Raw genomic sequence first — 17,677 nt, forward strand, 5'->3', positions numbered from 1 at the left:
CTCCCCGCCGGGCGCAGAGGTCACTGATCCAGGAAGTCACGCAGGGTCTGCGAGCGCGAAGGATGCCGCAGCTTGGACATGGTCTTGGACTCAATCTGGCGGATGCGCTCACGGGTGACCCCGTATACGCGGCCGATGTCGTCCAGGGTCTTGGGCTGCCCATCCTCCAGGCCGTAACGCATCTTGATGACGCCGGCCTCGCGGGGACTCAGGGTCTCAAGCACCTGCTGGAACTGCTCCTGCAGCAGGGAGAAGGCCACGGCATCCGAGGGGGCGATGGCGTCGGTGTCCTCGATCAGATCGCCGAACTCCGAGTCGCCGTCCTCGCCCAGAGGGGTGTGCAGGGAGATGGGCTCGCGCCCGTACTTCTGGACCTCCTGGACCTTCTCGACGGGCATATCCAACTCCCGGGCCAGCTCGTCGGGGGTTGGCTCGCGGCCAAGATCCTGCAGCATCTGACGCTGGACGCGGGAGAGCTTGTTGATGACCTCGACCATGTGGACAGGCACACGGATGGTGCGGGCCTGGTCGGCCATGGCGCGGGTGATGGCCTGACGGATCCACCAGGTGGCGTAGGTGGAGAACTTGTAGCCCTTGGTGTAGTCGAACTTCTCCACCGCGCGGATCAGACCCAGGTTGCCTTCCTGGATCAGATCCAGGAAGAGCATGCCCCTGCCGGTGTAGCGCTTGGCCAGGGAGACCACCAGTCGCAGGTTGGCCTCCAGCAGGTGGTCCTTGGCCTTCTTCCCGTCGTTGGCGGCCCACTTGAGCTCGCGGCGGCGCTTGAAGTCCATGCCTTCGCCCTCGGTGTCCAGCAGATGCTGGGCATAGAGGCCGGCCTCGATACGCTCGGAAAGGTCCACCTCCTGCTCGGCGTTCAGCAGGCTGACGCGTCCGATCTGCTTGAGGTAGTCCTTGACGGGATCGGCAGTGGCACCGGCGGTGACCACACGACGCTTGGGGTTACCAGAAGGGGTGACATTCTCATCGTCATCGGAATCGTCGACGACGAAGGCGCCCTTGACCTTGGCGGCGAGGGCATGGGCGGCCTTGCGGTCCTCTTCGGCCTCATCCTCGACCTGAGAGGCCTCGTCCTCCTCCTGATCGTCCTCATCGGGCTCGTCCTCCAGCTGATCCTCGCTCTTGTCCAGCTGGTCGTCGTCCTCCTGGTCCTCGAGCAGGTCCTCGTCGGGCTCCTGATCCTCCTGCTGCAGGATGGGCTCCTCTTCGACCTTCTTCGTGGTGTTGGAGGCCGGGCGGCGGTTCGTCTTGGCCGTCGAAGTGCTGGCAGTGGCGGTCTTGCGGGACGAGGTCTTGCGGGACGCCTTGCTGCTGCTGGTCTTGGACCTGGTGGCGGTCTTGGTCTTGCCGGCGGTTGAACTGGTCCGGCCCTTTCCGGTATCCACTGCGGCTGTCTTGGCTGACTTGGTGTCCTTCGTGGCCAAATTCTCCTCCTGGATCATCCCACCCGCCGACACTGCTTTTGAGGCGCAGGTATGGCAAGGTCAAATCTTAGACTCACTAAGTGAACCACCCCAGGGGGACGATTATTCCCGATTCAGCCCGATTGCCTCCAAGCCGGGTCGATGCCGCGACCGATCAGTGCCAGGACAATGGCGGCCAGGCTGCAGGAACGGTCGTCGTCCAAGGCTTCCTCGGCAAGCCCGGATGCCCGGGATCCCCCGCTCCACCAATCGACGTAGGCAGCAACCGCCAGAGGCTGGGAGCGGAACCCCGGCGGAACCTTGTCCGCTATGGCTTCAAGCATGGCCAGCCCAGCCCGACAACGGGGTTCGTCCGGCCGTGTAGCAGGATCCTTGAAGACCGCATCCAGAATGCTGCAGAGCGCCGTCACGTTGGATGCATCGTTGGGACGCACACACAGGTCCAGCAGCCGGTCAGCGTCCAGACCAGGCTCAGGCGCCAGGATGGACAGGATAAGCCCATCGCGTATGGCCAGGGTCTCCTTGATGGCCACAGCCAGACGGTCAGCCGAATCGGAGTCCAAGGGCGGGTGCCGCCCTCTCAAGCCGGCAGTCCAGTCTGTCAAGGGTTGCCGGAGCCAGCGCCTGTCAGCATCTTCAACACCCCATCGTCGTCGGCCCTCTCGATAGTTCCCCACTAGTTTTGTCATGCCGTCTTCGTGCGCATCGTTCATGCCGTCATCGCCTCCCATCCGCTCCCGGTCTGTGGTCCGGGGAGCCTTGGCTCCATCCTGAACCAGTTGGAACCGTTAGGAGGGCCGCAGCCGATCATGTGGTCAAGTGGGGTCATCCATCCACCATGGTCCTTGCAGCCATGGGCCTTGCAGCCTGCCTGCTGGGCAGATATGCGGATAGGCTCTAAGGCATGAAGAGCGTGACTGCAGCACGGGTCGAACAGCGCATGGAGGAACTGCTCCAGAGCCATTGCGACCACCTGACTGCTCCAGAGCCCGGACCGGACCATCACCTGGACCAGGACCCCTCCCGGGAGGCCCTGCAGGAGGTCATCCTCCAGGCAATCGAGGCTGGCCGAGGAGGCAAACGGCTGCGTGCCCTGCTGCTCTGCGATGTCTGGCGGGCTCTGGAGTCCGAGCCGAATCCGGACCGTGAACAGGCGGTAGTGGACCTTGCCTGTGCCTTGGAGGTCTACCAGACCAGTGCCCTGGTCCATGACGACATCATCGACGGTTCCCCACGCCGTCGGGGCCGCCCCGCCGCCCATCTGGCCCTGAGCCGGTCAGTTGCTGGAAATGATCTGGGCAACCAAGCCTGCGCAAGACCCGATGCCCGTGGGACAGGCCTGGGCATCCTCCTTGGCGACCTGTTGGCATCGCTGAGCACGGATATGGCCCTCCAGGCGGCTGGCCACCTGCCTCAGGGACCGGCCATCGGCAGAGTCTTTCAAGCCATGCAGACGGCAGTGGTCACCGGCCAGGTCCTGGACATGGGCATGGAAGAGGCCCGCTTGGACGATCCGGAACGTCTGCGCAGCCAGGCCCTGCACACCATGGCTTGGAAGACCGCCTCCTACACCACCTTGGCCCCGCTGGCTCTGGGGCTGTTGGCGGCCGGGGCAAACCTTGAAGAGCGCAAAGAGTCAGTGCGCGCCCTGGGTCTGGACCTGGGACTGGCCTTCCAGCTGGCGGACGATCTGCTGGATGTTACAGGCGACGACCGCCACACCGGCAAACCCGTTGGCGGCGATATACGCGAGGGCAAGCGAACCGTCCTCCTGGCCGACACCCTGGCCATGGCCGATCCCGATCAGGCCAAGGAGGTCCGCCGGCTCTACGATTCCCCGACCCAACGCCGCAAGAATGCCCATGTGAATAGGGTCCGTAACCTGATGCGCTCCTGCGGGGCCGTGGAGGCCAGCCAACGACGTATGGCCGACCTGTCCTCCCGAGCCCAGGCCCGAGCCCAGGCCCTGGCCGATGATTTGCAGCTGTCGACAGAGGGCCGAGCCATCTTCCTCAAGGCCTGCCGACGCTTCCTCCCGCTTGCCACCACCGCCGGGTATCATAAACGTGTATCTTCCATTGATGCCGAGGCCGGTCAGGCCTCCGAGGTGCAGAGGGCCGGACAAGACGAGCATGAGTGAAGCGGACGAGAGGACCAGCGACCGGATCATTGACGGGCGCTACCGCATTCTGCGCGAGATTGCGCAAGGTGGCATGGCCACGGTCTACGAGGCCCTGGATCTGCGGCTGTCCAGGCATGTGGCGGTCAAGATCATGCACACCATGCTGGCCCAGGGGCCGCACAGGGTCCAGTTCGAGGAGCGCTTCCGCCGGGAGGCCAGGTCAGCCGCCGCCATCGCCAACCCCCACATCGTCCAGGTCTACGACACCGGCGTCGATCAGGGGCTGGACTACCTGGTCATGGAGTATGTCCACGGCATCAGCCTGCGGCGGGACATGGCCCGGCAGGGCGTCTATCCCCTGAAGGAGACCCTGCGCATTATAGGCGAAATACTGGACGGCCTGGCCTCCGCCCACCGAGCCGGCGTCATCCACCGCGACATCAAGCCGGAAAACATCCTCATCAACGACCGCGGCCACGTGGAGATCACCGACTTCGGCCTGGCCCGCGCCGCCGCCCAGGCCACCCTGTCCTCCACGGGCATGCTCATGGGCACGGCCGCCTACCTGGCCCCCGAAACCATCGAGAACAATGAGGCCTCCCCCCAGAGCGACCTCTATGCCGTGGGCATCATCGCCTACGAGATGCTGACCGGCACGGTCCCCTTCGCCAGCGACAACCCGGTGACCATCGTCTTCAAACACGTCCACGAGGACGTCCCCTCCCTGGCCAGCGTCTGCCCGGGAATCGACCCATCCGTGGCCGCACTGGTCTCCGGGTTGACCGACCGCTCCCCCGAAAACCGCCCGGACGACGCAGGCAAGGCCCTGGAAGGCCTGAGGAAAGTGGTCAGGGGACTGGACCGGCAGGCCATGGACTACGTGCTGCCTGCGACAGGCACAGCGGACGCAGCAGCCGCAGCCAGCGGACAGCCCGGGTCCGCCAACCCTGAGATGCCCGAACCGCCAAGGCAGGCAGCCACGGCACCCAGCGACGATGCCGAAGACGCAGCCACACAGACCATCGCTGCAGCACCCGAACCGGAGGATTCGGACACGGTCCTGAATGTGCCCGCCCCGCCCGAAACCGATGCGGACGCAGCGACCAGGCGCTATCGGCTCAACGACGTGGACACCCCCTCACGGGCAGAAACCACAACCGTCCTGCAGCCTCAGGACCCGACAGCATCCCCCGCCGATACAGACCTCGTTCCGGCTTCCGCCCAGACCATGCAGCAAGGTGCCGAAACAGCCAAACCCAAGCACCGGCATCGGGGCCTGATCATCGCGCTGGTGGTTCTGCTTGTGCTGGCCCTGGCCGGAGGCGGCGGTGGCGCCTGGTGGTACTACCTGGGTCCGGGCAGCTATGTCGCCCTGCCCAAGCCGGATGACATCTCCTGCCCAGAGAATCAGGAGTGCAGGGTCATCGGCGCCGACTACACCACGTACGCCAGCACGCTCAAGGTCGCAGGCATCGATGTCCACACCGACTACGACTTCAGCGACCAGGTACCCAAGGGGGCCATCATGGCCGCGGATCCCGACACCGTCGGAGCCCATATCAGCAAGCGGGGCGGCAGCCTCAGCCTGACGGTCTCCAAGGGGATTCGCCAAGCCACAGTGCCCAAGGACATCCTCATGCCGGACACCTCCAACGGCAAGGACCCCCTGCAAGCCCTGAAGGCGGCCGGATTCGACAGAGTCGACCATGACTCCTCCAAGGACCAGTACTCCATGGATATTCCCGAGGGAGCGGCGATTTCGGTAGAACCGGCCCCAGGAACCAGGACCCGGCATGATACCAAGGTCAGCCTGGTCCTTTCCAAGGGGCGGATGCCGGTGGCCATGCCCGACATCATCGGCAAGGCCAGGGACGAGGCCAAGGCGGCCCTGGAGGCGCTCCGGCTCAAGGTCAATTACAGCGAGGACTGGTCGGACACGGTGCCCCGCAACCAGGTGATTTCCGCCTCCCACCAGGCCCAGGAGCAGCTGCACTGGGGCGATGCGGTCAACGTGGTCATCTCCAAGGGGCCGCAATTCATCAGCATGCCCGACGTGAAGGGCAAGAGCCAGGACGAGGCCACCCAGATCCTGCAGGGATACGGACTCAAGGTCAACATCTCCGCGCCGCTGGGCAACCTGACCCACACGGTGCGAATCCAGGACCCCAACCCCGGTACCCAGGTCAAGGTGGTCAATGATGACGGTTCACTGGCCGTCGTGACCCTGACTGTGGTCTGAAGTCGTCAGCTCGGTTCTTCCTTGCTCTCATGAGCCTTGATGACCTGGGCGTACACGTCCACGTAGCGCTGCCCGCTCATCTCCTGGATCTCCTGCATGATCCTGTCGGTCAGGTTGCGGATCTCCTCATGGGTGAGGCTGTTGACCGGCACGCAGGGCACGGTGATGGGCTTGCCGAAGATGACCTTGGTCCTGCCCTTATGCGGAAGCACATGCCCGGGCTCCTGAAGCTGCCGGGTGCCGATGATGGCGGTGGGCACCACTGTCGTTCCGGTCTCGAAGGCCAGCCGCGCCGCCCCGGTGTGCCCCCGGTAGAGCCTGCCGTCAGGGCTGCGCGTGCCCTCCGGATGGATGCCGAAGATGTGCCCGTGCTCAAGGATGGAGCGCGCCGTTTCCATGGCTCCCAGCGACTTGGAGCCGCCCGACCTGTCCACGGGGAAGACTCCGACCGAGCTGAACCACCACTTCTTGAACTTGCCCTTTATCCCCTTGCCGTTGAAGTACTCGGCCTTGCCCATGAAGTGGATCATCCTGGGGCAGGTGATGGGCAGGAGGGCGTCGTCGATGACGGCCAGATGGTTGGAGGCGATGATGGCAGCCCCCTGCTTGGGAATGTTCCCCGTGCCTTCAACGGTCGGTTTGAACCAGGTACGCGCCAACGGACCGAGCAGTTTGACGAAGAACCAGTACAGCACAGAGACTCCTTGGTAGCGAATGCGTGCGGCCGAGGTTACGATGGTTCTATGACCGAGCACAAGCATAACGACGCCGGGAATCAGTATAACAGCGAGGCGGGAACCGGGCCCTCACAGGGGGACGAGGAGTGGGCGGACTTCCTGAATTCGCACGCTGACGAGCTGGGTTCCCTGGAATCGTCCAGGACGGCCAAGGAATTCGAAAAGAAGGTTCGAAAGTCCGAGAAGAAGGCGGCGCTGAGGGCCGAGGACTTGAAGCGGGACTCCTTCGTCGGCGGCTCCGGGCCGCGCGATTTCCAAGGCAGCAGCTGGCTGGACACCGACGAGGTCATGGACCAGTCGTCGAACTTTGTGCCGCCCAACCCCGATCTGAGCGACCTGGGCGGAAGGCATGCGGCCTTCATGATCATGACGGTGCTGGGCCTGATCTGCTTCTTCCTGACCATATTGATCCCCCGCTGGTCCGGCTTGACCGGCCTGCTGGCGGGACTGCTCCTGCTGATAGGCATCGCAGGACTGATCATCGACCGGAAGAACTTCCGCGACGATTCAAGCGGGCTCTTCGATGACGACGAACGGCACTACCGGCGATAATGCCGAGTGCCGCCATATCCAGGCCGCCAATACGTTCGGACCCCACTGGCAGGAACATCAGCCAGCGGGGTCCGAACAGGTTTGGCAGCCGCGAACCTAGACCAGGACAGGACGGCGTGTCCGTTCCTCTTGCCGGCAGCGGGACTGCGCTTCCTGGGCTCCGTGGATCCAGGCTGCCAGCAGGTCGGCCGCCCTCCCCTGGTCCACAACCTGGGTAGCCAGTTGGTAGGCCTGGGCAAACCGCACGCTCAGGTCGGCCTCGGGACCGGCATCGATCTGTGTGCCGTCGGCCACGATGGCCGAGGCCGCATTGAGCAGGGCCGTGGAACGCGAAGGAACCGACTTGCCGGCCAGGAAGTCCCTGACGACGCTGGCGTTGAAGGCGGGATCGCCACCGCGTAGGTCTTCCGGATTGACCGGGTCGAGACCCAGTTCGCGAGTCGGGTCGAAGGTTCGCTCCTCCACCTTGCCCTGGTGGATCTCCCAGATGGAGACCGGGCCGGTCGGGGCCATCTCGTCAAGGCCTTCGACCGAGGTGTAGACCATGCCCTCCTGACCGCGAGAGGCATAGACCTGGGCCATCATGGGGCTCAGTTGGCGCTGGGCGCATCCGATGGCCACATATCGCGGGTTGACCGGGTTGGTCAGGGGTCCCAGCAGGTTGAAGACGGTCGGAATACCCAGCGACGAGCGGACAGGCCCTGCAAACCGCATGGCGGGGTGGAAGGTCTTGGCGAAGACGAAGGTGATGCCGTAGCGATCCGCCATGGCAGCCACCTCCTTGGGCGGCAGATCCAGGGGAAGACCCAGCTGTTCCAGACAGTCGGCAGTGCCGCTCTTGCTGGATGCGGCCCGGTTGCCGTGCTTGACAATCCTGACCCCCGCAGCCGCAGCCACGATGGCACCCATCGTAGACAGGTTGACCGTCGCTGCCCCATCGCCGCCGGTGCCGACGATGTCGGTCACGTCGCCGCTGACCTTCAGCGGCACCGCATGGCCCACCATGGCCTTGGCAGCCCCCTCGACCTCCGGGCTGGTCAGTCCCAGGGCGGACTGCATGGACAGGGCGGCTCCCACCTGGACAGGGTCGGCATGCCCGTCCATCAAATCGTTCATGCACCACTCGGCCTCATCCGCGCTCAGGTGTCGACCGGACACCAAGGAGTTCAGGACGGATTTCCAGCTAAGTGGCCGCATGATGACTCTTTTCCTTTGAAGAAGCGGGGCTGGATGCCCCGCTGTTTGCTCTAGGTTTACTGCCCTGCCCCTCCCCTGCACAAGGCAATCCCATATTCTGGTCACTTTGCTACCAATATATGAAAGTAGGCAATCCAATATATGGAAACGGCCACCGCCCTGGTGAGCGATGGCCGTCAGTCAGATCGGCAACCCTAAATGTATCGGCAACCTTATCTGCAGAAGCCTCTAGTGATTATGCGAACCTGTCATTTCTTCTCGTTCTGGCCGTGGCACATCTTGTACTTGCGTCCGGAACCACAGGGGCAGGGGGCGTTGCGCGGCGTGCCCGGGAAGGTGCGGCCATCAGACCAAGGCGAGTGATCCTCTACGGCCTTGGGCCTCTTGTTGGCAGGGACCTTGCCCTCGGCATGGCTGATAGGGGCAGGCCCGACCGGGGCCGGAGCACCCTCGTCAGCGGCATCCTCAGAGGCATCCTCCTCTGAATCCTCCTGGATGCTGCCAGCCGGAGCACCCTCGTCATGTTCCTCGGCAGTCTCGTCGATGTCGGTGGTCTCGTCCTCGGCATCAGGCTCTTCAGGCGCCTGGTAGTTGACCGGCTCGGACTGGCTCTCCTCGTTCTCCTTGCGCTCCTCGCGGGCCCTCCGCTCGTTCTCCTGGCTGGCCGCGATCTGCTTGAGGTCCACGTTGAAGAGCAGCTGCACGGTCTGCTCCTTGATGGCGTCGATCATGGAGTTGTACATCTGGTAGCCCTCGCGCTGGTACTCGACCAGGGGGTCACGCTGACCCATGCCGCGCAGGCCGATGCCGTCCTTCAGGTAGTCCATCTCGTAGAGGTGCTCACGCCACTTGCTGTCCAGGACGGAGAGGACCACCTGGCGCTCCAGCTGCCTGGAGCCCTTCTCGCCCAGCTCGTCCTCACGCTGCTGGTAGATGGAATCGGCATCCTCCACCAACTTGTCCGCCAGAGCCTTGACGGCCTTGTCACCCTTCAGACCCTCCAGGGAGTCCATGGTCTCATCCTGGTCAAGACTGACCGGGTAGACGGAGGCCAGCGCCTTCCAAAGCCCGTCGGCATCCCAGTCCTCGGGCTTGTCCGAGCCCTTCTGTGCACCCCGGATGTATGAGGTGATGGTCTCGCTGATGAAGCGGAGGATGTCCTTGTGGATGTCCTCGCCCTTGAGCACCGCCTGACGCTCACCGTAGATGACCTGACGCTGCTTGTTCATCACGTCGTCGTACTTCAACACGTTCTTGCGAATCTCATAGTTGCGGGATTCGACGGACTTCTGTGCGTTGCGCACGCCCTTGGTGACGGTCTTGGACTCGATGGGCTCCCCCTCCGGCATGCTCTTGGAGGACATCATCCGAGCCACCAGCTGAGAATTGAACAGACGCATCAGGTCGTCCTCCAGGCTCAGGTAGAACCTGGACTCGCCGGGATCGCCCTGACGGCCTGAACGGCCGCGCAACTGGTTGTCGATACGGCGGGATTCGTGCCGCTCGGTGCCCAGTACGTACAGGCCTCCCAGCTTGACGACCTCCTCGTGCTCGTCCTTGACCTGCTCCTTGACGGAGTCCAGCATCTTTGGCCAGCGCTTCTCATACTCCTCAGGAGTGTCGTCGGAGGAGTAACCCTGCTCCTTGAGCTTCTGATCGGCGAGGAACTCCACATTCCCGCCCAGCATGATGTCGGTGCCACGCCCGGCCATGTTGGTGGCCACGGTCACGGCCCCCTTGCGCCCTGCCACGGCCACGACCGCAGCCTCACGCGCATGCTGCTTGGCGTTGAGGACCTGGTGGTCGATGCCGGCCACGTCCAGCAGGGAGGAGACCACCTCGGAGGACTCCACCGAGGCGGTGCCCAGCAGGATGGGCTGGCCCTTGGCATGCCGCTTGGCCACATCGCGGACGATGGCAGTCAGCTTCTCCTTCTTGGTGCGGTAGATCAGATCCGGCTGATCCTTGCGGATCATGGGCTTGTTGGTGGGAATGGGCAGCACGCCCAGCTTGTAGGTGTTCATGAACTCGGCGGCCTCGGTCTCGGCCGTTCCGGTCATGCCCGCCAGCTTGTCATACATGCGGAAGTAATTCTGCAGGGTGATGGTGGCGAAGGTCTGGTTCTCGGCCTTGATCTCCACACCCTCCTTGGCCTCGATGGCCTGGTGGAGGCCCTCGTTGTAGCGGCGACCCTTGAGCAGACGACCGGTATGCTCGTCCACAATCAGGACCTCGCCGTTCTGGACCACGTAGTCGCGGTCGCGCAGGAAGAGCTCCTTGGCCTTGATGGCGTTGTTCAGGTATCCAATAAGGGCGGTGTTAGCGGGCTCGTAGAGGTTGTCGATGCCCAGGTAATCCTCCACCTTGGTGATGCCGGGATCCAGGATGCCGACGACCTTCTTCTTCTCGTCGACCTCGTAGTCCTCATCCCTGGTGAGCCTGGGGACCAGCTTGGCGAACTGCCTGTACCATCGGGTCACGTCGCCCTCAGCGGGTCCGGAGATGATCAGAGGAGTTCGTGCCTCGTCGATCAGGATGGAGTCCACCTCGTCCACGATGGCGAAGTGGTGGCCACGCTGGACCAGCTCGTCCTTGTCCCAGGCCATGTTGTCGCGCAGGTAGTCGAAGCCGAATTCGTTGTTGGTGCCGTAGGTGATGTCCGCCTGGTACTGCTTGCGGCGCTCGGCAGGACGCTGGTCGGTGATGATGCAGCCCACGCTCATGCCCAGGAAGCGGAAGATGCGTCCCATGAGCTCGCTCTGGTAGGAGGCCAGGTAGTCGTTGACCGTGACCACATGCACGCCCTTGCCCTCCAGGGCATTCAGATAGCTGGGCAGGGTGGCCACCAGGGTCTTGCCCTCGCCGGTCTTCATCTCGGCGATGTTGCCCCAGTGCAGGGCCGCGCCGCCCATCAGCTGGACGTCAAAGTGCCGCTGGCCCAGGGTGCGCTTGGAAACCTCGCGAACCGTGGCAAAGGCCTCTGGCATCAGGGAATCGAGAGATTCGCCGTTCTCAAGTCGCTGCTTGAACTTAGGCGTCTGACCCTTGAGTTCCTCGTCGCTCATGGCCGAGATCTGATCCTCGAAGGCGTTGGTCGCCTTGGCCACCCCCTGAAGCTTGCGAATCTGACGACCCTCGCCCATACGGAGGACCTTGTCCAAGACTACTACCACGTTGCGCTCCCTACCGTTCTTTTATGGCCCTAGCACGCCCTCAGCTGACGTAGGCCCAGACCTTGATTATCTTACGCGAATGCACCGATTTTCTCGAAACCGATGGTTCCGCAGACCCGACTGCGGCCTTGGCAGCCGGACCGGGCATTGAAGAGGGCAATCCTCCGGAGGCCAGGCCAACCTGCCGCCGGGGAATCGCCCCGCAGTTCAATATCCGTTTTACTGTTACTTCTTCTGGCCCACATGCTCAGGCGTATCGATCTCGAAGACGCCGTAGCTCCAACCGTGCCGACGGTAGACCACCGACGGCCGCTGGGTCTCCTTGTTGACGAAGAGGAAGAAGTCGTGGCCGATCAGCTCCATCTCGTAGAGGGCCTCGTCGATGCTCATGGGCTCTGCGATGTGCAGCTTGCGGCGGATGACGATGGGGGTGTCTCCCACCTGCACTTCGACCGACTGACCCGGTGCCAGGTCCGAAGCCACGGCGCTCTGGGCGCTGTTGTCCGGGTTGGACTCCTGGCCCTGATCGCCCTCATCGCCTGCCTGCTCATCCACGAGCAAATCGGCGGGCAGGGGCGGATGCTCCAGTCCACGGCGGTGGTCCTTGCGGCGGTCGCGGACCCGGCGCAGACGCTGGGTCAACTTGTCCAAGGCCATATCCAGTGCACTGAACTCGTCGGCGCTGGAAGCCTCGGCGCGGATTACGGTTTTGCCGGCCTGGACCGTGAGCTCCACCCTCTTGGCGCTGTCAGCCTGGCGGGGATTGCCTTCATGTGTCAGAACGACCTGGATGCGCTGGGCATCGGGGGCGATGGCCGTCACCCTGTTCATCTTGCTGTCCACAACATCGCGGAACCGCTGCTTGATTTGGGTATGTCGACCGGTAATGACGATCTCCATGGGAATCTCCTTGCACTCGTGAGCGGATGAACCGCTTGTGCGATGGCGGACTTGGTCACCATCGACTGTGCTTCCGATTGTATCCGAAGAGCAGGGCTGACTCACTGATTGAGCTTGAGGCCAGAGCGGGTTCCTATCCGCTGGTCAGGTCGTTCAGTTCCGCTATGCTGTATCCCCGAGACCTCTCGGATGGCCGCGGCCCCTCCTCCTGGGAAGGGCTGAGGAACTTCCGGGCTCCACAGAGCACGATGGCGGATAACGTCCGCCCAGGGCGACCTGAGAGATAGCGCAACAGAGAACAGACCGCTCGCCTGGTAAAGGCGGGCAAGGGTGAAACGGCGGTGTAAGAGACCACCGGGTCGACGGTAACGCCGACCGCATGGCAAGCCTCATCGGGAGCAAGGCCAAGCAGAAGGCATTCAGGGGCTGCTCGTCCCGCCTTCGGGTAGGCCGCTAGAGCCTGGCGGCAACGTCAGGTCGAGATGGATGGCCATCCGTCGTCCGGATTTTCATCCGGTCGATGACAGAACCCGGGGTATATGAGAGGTCTCATTTTCTTCCCCTTTATCACGTGGTTCCTTGACAGCGATCGGCTCAATCGAGAGGGTCGTCAGAGACGAAAAGGTCTGCTGCCACCTGGTTGAGGAGGCCGGGAGAGTGGCCCTTGCGGGATCCAGCACTCCAGAATCGCCGTTTGCGCACCTTGATATCCAGTCCGGCTGTCTTGCGGGCCACCTTGCGACCGAGCTCGTAGGCGGAGTCTACGAAGAGTCCCTCACGAGAGGCTTGGGCCACCACCTGTGCAGCCAGTCCCGGATCCAGTCCCTTACGGGTCATCTCCGAGAGCACGCCGCGCTCCCCCATGGTGCGATGCAGGCAGGAACGCAGCAGATCCTGGGCATAGGCCTGGTCATCTACCAGGCCCAGCTTGGTCAACCGATCGATCACCTGATCGACCACGTTCGTGTCAAACCCCTTGTCGACCAGACGACGGGCCAGGGCTCCGCTGGAACGGGCCGATGCATCCAGCAGGGTCAGGGCAGACTCCCGGCAAGCATCCGCATCATCCGCATCCGCTCGAGGGGCTGCAGGCGCGGAACCTCCGCCAAAGCCGCCAGCACGTGGACGACGGCCACGGCGGCGGGTCCTTCTGTCGGAACCCCGGGCAGAACGGCGACCATGGGAATGGCAACCTGCCAAGGAATCCTCACCCATATCAGCATTGGCATGACTGTCAATATCTTCCAGACTGCCTCCGAACCTAGCGCCATGTCCCAGACCCAGGGCAGCGGCCTGCACCGGGCGGCTGTCTTCCTTGTAGCTGCCATCCTTCTGGATAGCAGCTGGGCGAACATCCGTAGTGGGCCGAGAGGTTAAGGTATGCGGAGAGCCTGAGGCAGACCGCGAATCAGTAGCGGAATCAAAAGCCGTTCCAATACTCACTGACCCTCTCGAGTCGGCTGGAGCAGACGCACCCGCAGGTTCTGCTTGGAACCGGTCCGGCCGAGAATCCACCGACTCTGCGCTGGAGTCGGCAGGATCCTCGGTCTGCGCCAGTCGGACCGGATTTTCCTTGAGGAAGTCCTCGGCCGAGATCATCGGGTCATGCAGCCTGGGCAGTGGGCACAGTGCTGTTGACGTCGACAGAAGCCGATTCGTCTTCCTTGCTGTCTTGGCCAGCATCAGCCTGATCGGCCTTGCCGTCCTCGGAGGGAGCAGGAATAAGGCCGAAGGCAACCTTGACCTTATCTTCAATCTCCTTGGTCAAGCCGGGGTTGTCCTTGAGGAACTGACGGACGTTCTCCCTGCCCTGACCCAGCTGATCGCCCTCGTAGGTGAACCAGGAGCCCGACTTCTTGACAATGTTGGTCTGCAGGGCCATGTCCAGAACCGAACCCTCCTTGGAGATGCCCTCCCCGTAGAGGATGTCGAATTCGGCCACCTTGAAGGGCGGGGCCATCTTGTTCTTGACCACCTTGACCTTGGTGCGGTTGCCCACCGCCTCGTCGCCGTTCTTCAGGGTCTGGATACGGCGGATGTCCAAGCGGACCGAAGCGTAGAATTTCAGGGCCTTGCCGCCGGTGGTGGTCTCCGGGCTGCCGAAGAAGACGCCGATCTTCTCCCTGAGCTGGTTGATGAAGATGGCCGTGGTGTTGGCCTGGGACAGGGCACCGGTCATCTTGCGCAGGGCCTGGCTCATCAGACGGGCCTGCAGACCCACGTGGCTGTCGCCCATGTCACCCTCGATCTCGGCCTTGGGCACCAGGGCGGCCACCGAGTCGATGACGATGACATCCAGGGCGCCCGACCTGATCAGCATATCGGCGATCTCCAGCGCCTGCTCGCCGTTATCCGGCTGGGAGACGATCAGGGAGTCCGTGTCCACGCCCAGTTTCTTGGCGTACTCGGGATCCAGAGCGTGCTCAGCATCGATGAAGGCAGCCACTCCACCACCGGCCTGTGCATTGGCCACCGCATGCAGGGCCAGGGTGGTCTTGCCCGAGGATTCGGGACCGTAGATCTCGACGATGCGGCCGCGGGGCAGTCCGCCGATGCCCAGGGCCATGTCCAAGGCCAGGGACCCGGTGGGAATGACCTCCACGTCCTGGGCGGGCTTGTCGCCCAGACGCATGGCCGAACCCTTGCCAAAGCTCTTCTCCACCTGCGCGAGGGCCGTGTTCAAGGCTGCCTGGCGACGGGGATCAATCCCGCCCTCCTCTTCCTTCTTCGCCTTGCCACTGTTGCTCTGACGTGCCATATGGCTCTCCTTCTTCGTAACCGACCTCACGATGACGACATCCTGATTGACGACCTCACGATTGACAGCCTATCCGCCGTCGGAACCCGTCTGCGGTCCCGGCGCCCGATGTGGTCGAACGTGCCGATGGTCACCGGACCATGGGTATCAGTATACCCGACTATGCGAACAAATGTTCGAAAATCACCTGGAATGGGCAATAAATTCGCGGAGGATAAAACCCGCCGATCAGGCTGCCGGCAGGGGCGGCGCATTGTGGTCCTTCCCCCAGCGCCGGGAGTCGGGAATCTCCATCTGATCGCAGAGCACATTCCAGACCACGCGCGGCTCCACACCCGCATCCAGGGCCTCTATTACGGTCATGGCATCCAGGGCGGTCAGCCTCTGGTCACGGGCCAGACTGCGTCCGTAGACCCGGCCGAAGACCTCCTCCAGCAGCTGCCAGAATTCCCGTTCACGCACCCGACATCACCTTTCGTCCAAGACCCACCCTGTCACACCCCTTCTACGGTAGCAACCGACAGTCAGCAGAAGAGGGCGCCTGGTTCCTCAGAACCGGACGCCCTCAAGAACGGTCCGCCGATTCAACCGGCGGAACCTGACATGCTTACTCCTGAGTGGACTCCAGGTAGTCCGCCACCATCCGCAGGGTCTGCGGCACACCCAGGCCCAGCGCGTCGGCGATGGAGCTCAGCAGTTCGGAGCTGGCCTCCTTCTGGCCGCGTTCCACCTCGGACAGGTAGCCCAGGGACACACCGGCCTTCTCGCTGACCTCACGCAGGGTCTTGTGATCGTTGGTCCTCAGCTCGCGCAGCACGTGGCCCAGGGCCTCGCGCAGGGAGACGGTATGGGTGACGGCCCGGCCGTCGTTGTTGGAGGCTGCCCGCTGACGGCTGGCTTCCATGCCGTCCTCCTCCATCCACATCTTGTTCAGGTTGGCCTGGCGCTCCTCCTTGGCCTTCTTGGCGGCCTTGGCACGAATCACCTGCTGCTGGGCGAAGACGACGGCACGACGCTGGGCGGGAGTCAGATCACGAACCCGCGCGTTGCGCTCCACTCCGGGTGCGGCCGGCTTGACATCATAGGTATCGTTGGTTCGAGTCATCACGGTCTCGGTGCTGGCCATAGCAGCCCCTTTCGCCATTATCGTGTTCAACTTCTTACACAGTGACCAACAGACAGGCCGCTGGATTATTCCAGGGGAGGAACCCGAAAGGCCTGCTTTGTGACCAAGGTCACGTATGCGCAAGGCCGACAGCGGTTAGTAGAAGCGACTCACCGCATCAGGCCGTCAGCCGAGCGAGTGCAGGGCCCGATCCAGCTGGTCCAGAATCCGCATGACCGTACCCCGGCGCACCTGTTCGCGATCGCCGTCGAGATGCAGCTCATAGGCATAGGTGCGGTAGGCATGGGACTGAAGGCCGGTCTCTATACGTCGACCCAGCACACGAACAGGCAGGGCCAGACCGATATAGACCAATCCGGCAGGATCGTCCCCGTCAGGGCCCGGACCAGCCACGCCCGTCGTGGCCATGCCGATGACCGTGTCCTCGTGCCCCGGCCTGGTGTAGAGCCTGGCCGTGCCCTCCGCCATCTCCTGGGCGACCCTTGGATGGACCGCGCCCTGGGTGGCCAGCAGATCCTGGTCCACTTTGAGGATGGCGGCCTTGGCAGCGATGTCGTAGGTGACGGCCGACCCAAGGAAAACGTCTGAGGCCCCGGGGATCCTGACGAAGGCATCGGCCAGCAGTCCCCCGGTCAGCGATTCGGCGGCGGCCAGGAACAGGCCCGAATCACGGCAGGTGTCGATGATCCGTCCAGCCAGGTCGTCGCAACGGCCCTGCACGCTCTTGCCGATCATCGCCGCATCCCCATCACGTATTCCGCTCCCGAGTAGAGGCAGAGGGCCAGGGCCACCAGGATGACCACGCGGGTGGCCACCAGGTACCAGGGCCAGACCGTCGACAGAGGCACCATGAGCATGCCCAGGCCGATGCACTCAAACAAGGTCTTGTACTTGCCAGCCTGGGAGGCGGCGATGACCCGGCCCTGCTTGTTGATGACCAGGACCCGCAGCAGGGTGATGCCCAGTTCCCTCACCAGGAAGAGCACGGTGACCCACCACCAGAGCTCGCCGAAGACGGAGGCCACAATCAGCGCCGAGCAGATCAGCAGCTTGTCGGCGATGGGGTCCATGAGCTTGCCCAGCTCGGTCACCTGGTTGTACCGGCGGGCCAGCCACCCGTCCAGCTTATCGGTCGAGGCGGCGAGGACGAAGAGCACGGCGGCGGTCCAACGCATGCCAGGCCTGCGTTCGCCCCAGGGACCAGCCATCAGATCCAGGGCGATGAAGACCAGGACCAGGAGGATACGGGTGTAGGTGACCAGGTTTGGGGGTGAATTCCATCCTTCGAGAAGTCTGCGCCTCTCACGACCGGTCTCTGACTCGGCATGCTCCTGCATTGCCACTCCTTATACGCGATACTCGTGCGCTCGGGCCGTCCAACAAGAGATGCCGGGCGGCAGTTTCATCATAACGGTAGACCAGGCCCAG

The 17,677-nt window shown here is 63.4% G+C and carries 14 protein-coding genes, 1 other RNA gene and 2 pseudogenes; 4 read left to right on the plus strand and 13 right to left on the minus strand.

The features are described 5' to 3' along the window. Positions 1-20 precede the first annotated feature (20 nt). Together H3U90_RS00340 and H3U90_RS00345 are read right to left on the minus strand one after the other, a co-directional pair. Positions 21-1,445, minus strand: coding sequence for an RNA polymerase sigma factor (locus H3U90_RS00340; RefSeq protein ID WP_232340548.1), 1,425 nt, complete (start codon positions 1,443-1,445; stop codon positions 21-23). 113 nt (positions 1,446-1,558) lie between these two features. Then, a complete protein-coding gene (locus H3U90_RS00345; protein WP_232341286.1) occupies positions 1,559-2,029 on the minus strand; it encodes a hypothetical protein in 471 nt (156 codons plus the stop codon). Between the two features lie 320 nt (positions 2,030-2,349). On the opposite strand from H3U90_RS00345, the gene H3U90_RS00350 reads away from it, so the two are divergent. Together H3U90_RS00350 and H3U90_RS00355 are read left to right on the plus strand one after the other, a co-directional pair. Further along, entirely contained in the window at positions 2,350-3,585 is a 1,236-nt protein-coding gene (locus H3U90_RS00350; RefSeq protein WP_198176578.1) for a polyprenyl synthetase family protein, read from the plus strand. Further along, complete coding sequence (locus H3U90_RS00355; protein ID WP_198176579.1) at positions 3,578-5,806, plus strand: Stk1 family PASTA domain-containing Ser/Thr kinase; 2,229 nt, start codon at positions 3,578-3,580, stop codon at positions 5,804-5,806. The genes H3U90_RS00350 and H3U90_RS00355 overlap by 8 nt, the downstream gene beginning before the upstream one ends. A gap of 5 nt (positions 5,807-5,811) precedes the next feature. On the opposite strand, the gene H3U90_RS00360 is transcribed toward H3U90_RS00355, so the two are convergent. Then, entirely contained in the window at positions 5,812-6,501 is a 690-nt protein-coding gene (locus H3U90_RS00360; protein WP_198176580.1) for a lysophospholipid acyltransferase family protein, read from the minus strand. 48 nt (positions 6,502-6,549) lie between these two features. On the opposite strand from H3U90_RS00360, the gene H3U90_RS00365 reads away from it, so the two are divergent. Then, on the plus strand, positions 6,550-7,095 hold the full coding sequence (locus H3U90_RS00365) for a hypothetical protein (protein WP_198176581.1): 546 nt from the start codon (positions 6,550-6,552) through the stop codon (positions 7,093-7,095). Positions 7,096-7,191: 96 nt separating this feature from the next. On the opposite strand, the gene trpD is transcribed toward H3U90_RS00365, so the two are convergent. From trpD to hpf, 4 genes and pseudogenes are all read right to left on the minus strand, one after another. Next, entirely contained in the window at positions 7,192-8,292 is a 1,101-nt protein-coding gene (gene trpD, locus H3U90_RS00370; RefSeq protein WP_198176582.1) for an anthranilate phosphoribosyltransferase, read from the minus strand. Between the two features lie 248 nt (positions 8,293-8,540). Further along, positions 8,541-8,726: pseudogene (locus H3U90_RS08420) on the minus strand (SEC-C metal-binding domain-containing protein); the annotation flags it as partial. 230 nt (positions 8,727-8,956) lie between these two features. After that, a pseudogene (secA, locus tag H3U90_RS00375) lies at positions 8,957-11,465 on the minus strand (preprotein translocase subunit SecA); the annotation flags it as partial. A 225-nt stretch (positions 11,466-11,690) separates the two neighbouring features. Further along, entirely contained in the window at positions 11,691-12,365 is a 675-nt protein-coding gene (hpf, locus tag H3U90_RS00380) for a ribosome hibernation-promoting factor, HPF/YfiA family (protein ID WP_198176584.1), read from the minus strand. A 177-nt stretch (positions 12,366-12,542) separates the two neighbouring features. Between hpf and rnpB the strand changes: the two genes are divergently transcribed. After that, positions 12,543-12,920: RNase P RNA component class A (rnpB, locus tag H3U90_RS00385), an RNA gene on the plus strand. Between the two features lie 39 nt (positions 12,921-12,959). On the opposite strand, the gene H3U90_RS00390 is transcribed toward rnpB, so the two are convergent. The 6 genes from H3U90_RS00390 to pgsA all read right to left on the minus strand — a co-directional run bounded on the left by H3U90_RS00390 (position 12,960) and on the right by pgsA (position 17,586). After that, positions 12,960-13,664, minus strand: coding sequence for a regulatory protein RecX (locus tag H3U90_RS00390; protein ID WP_198176585.1), 705 nt, complete (start codon positions 13,662-13,664; stop codon positions 12,960-12,962). Between the two features lie 304 nt (positions 13,665-13,968). Continuing rightward, positions 13,969-15,123 carry a recombinase RecA gene (recA, locus tag H3U90_RS00395; RefSeq protein WP_198176586.1) on the minus strand — a complete coding sequence of 385 codons (1,155 nt, stop codon included), beginning with the start codon at positions 15,121-15,123 and terminating at the stop codon, positions 13,969-13,971. Positions 15,124-15,351: 228 nt separating this feature from the next. Further along, positions 15,352-15,585 carry a DUF3046 domain-containing protein gene (locus H3U90_RS00400; RefSeq protein WP_024627845.1) on the minus strand — a complete coding sequence of 78 codons (234 nt, stop codon included), beginning with the start codon at positions 15,583-15,585 and terminating at the stop codon, positions 15,352-15,354. Positions 15,586-15,730: 145 nt separating this feature from the next. Continuing rightward, positions 15,731-16,249, minus strand: coding sequence for a helix-turn-helix domain-containing protein (locus tag H3U90_RS00405; protein WP_372338668.1), 519 nt, complete (start codon positions 16,247-16,249; stop codon positions 15,731-15,733). A 165-nt stretch (positions 16,250-16,414) separates the two neighbouring features. After that, positions 16,415-16,984 (minus strand): CinA family protein, encoded by a 570-nt coding sequence (locus tag H3U90_RS00410; protein ID WP_198176587.1) that lies wholly within the window; start codon positions 16,982-16,984, stop codon positions 16,415-16,417. Beyond that, the gene (gene pgsA / locus H3U90_RS00415) at positions 16,981-17,586 is read right to left on the minus strand and encodes a CDP-diacylglycerol--glycerol-3-phosphate 3-phosphatidyltransferase (RefSeq protein ID WP_198176588.1); all 606 of its coding nucleotides are present in this window, start codon (positions 17,584-17,586) and stop codon (positions 16,981-16,983) included. The genes H3U90_RS00410 and pgsA overlap by 4 nt, the downstream gene beginning before the upstream one ends. Positions 17,587-17,677 lie beyond the last annotated feature (91 nt).

The sequence above is a fragment of the Bifidobacterium sp. W8103 genome (assembly GCF_016100775.1).
Taxonomy (GTDB): domain Bacteria; phylum Actinomycetota; class Actinomycetes; order Actinomycetales; family Bifidobacteriaceae; genus Bombiscardovia; species Bombiscardovia choladohabitans.

Excerpts from the sequence above, each read along its gene's own strand:
- H3U90_RS00350 (WP_198176578.1), top strand. The coding sequence starts at position 2,350 with ATGAAGAGCGTGACTGCAGCACGGGTCGAACAGCGCATGGAGGAACTG.
- recA (WP_198176586.1), bottom strand. The coding sequence starts at position 15,123 with ATGGCACGTCAGAGCAACAGTGGCAAGGCGAAGAAGGAAGAGGAGGGC.
- H3U90_RS00355 (WP_198176579.1), top strand. The coding sequence starts at position 3,578 with ATGAGTGAAGCGGACGAGAGGACCAGCGACCGGATCATTGACGGGCGC.
- hpf (WP_198176584.1), bottom strand. The coding sequence starts at position 12,365 with ATGGAGATCGTCATTACCGGTCGACATACCCAAATCAAGCAGCGGTTC.
- H3U90_RS00410 (WP_198176587.1), bottom strand. The coding sequence starts at position 16,984 with ATGATCGGCAAGAGCGTGCAGGGCCGTTGCGACGACCTGGCTGGACGG.
- H3U90_RS00405 (WP_372338668.1), bottom strand. The coding sequence starts at position 16,249 with ATGGCCAGCACCGAGACCGTGATGACTCGAACCAACGATACCTATGAT.
- trpD (WP_198176582.1), bottom strand. The coding sequence starts at position 8,292 with ATGCGGCCACTTAGCTGGAAATCCGTCCTGAACTCCTTGGTGTCCGGT.
- pgsA (WP_198176588.1), bottom strand. The coding sequence starts at position 17,586 with ATGCAGGAGCATGCCGAGTCAGAGACCGGTCGTGAGAGGCGCAGACTT.
- H3U90_RS00365 (WP_198176581.1), top strand. The coding sequence starts at position 6,550 with ATGACCGAGCACAAGCATAACGACGCCGGGAATCAGTATAACAGCGAG.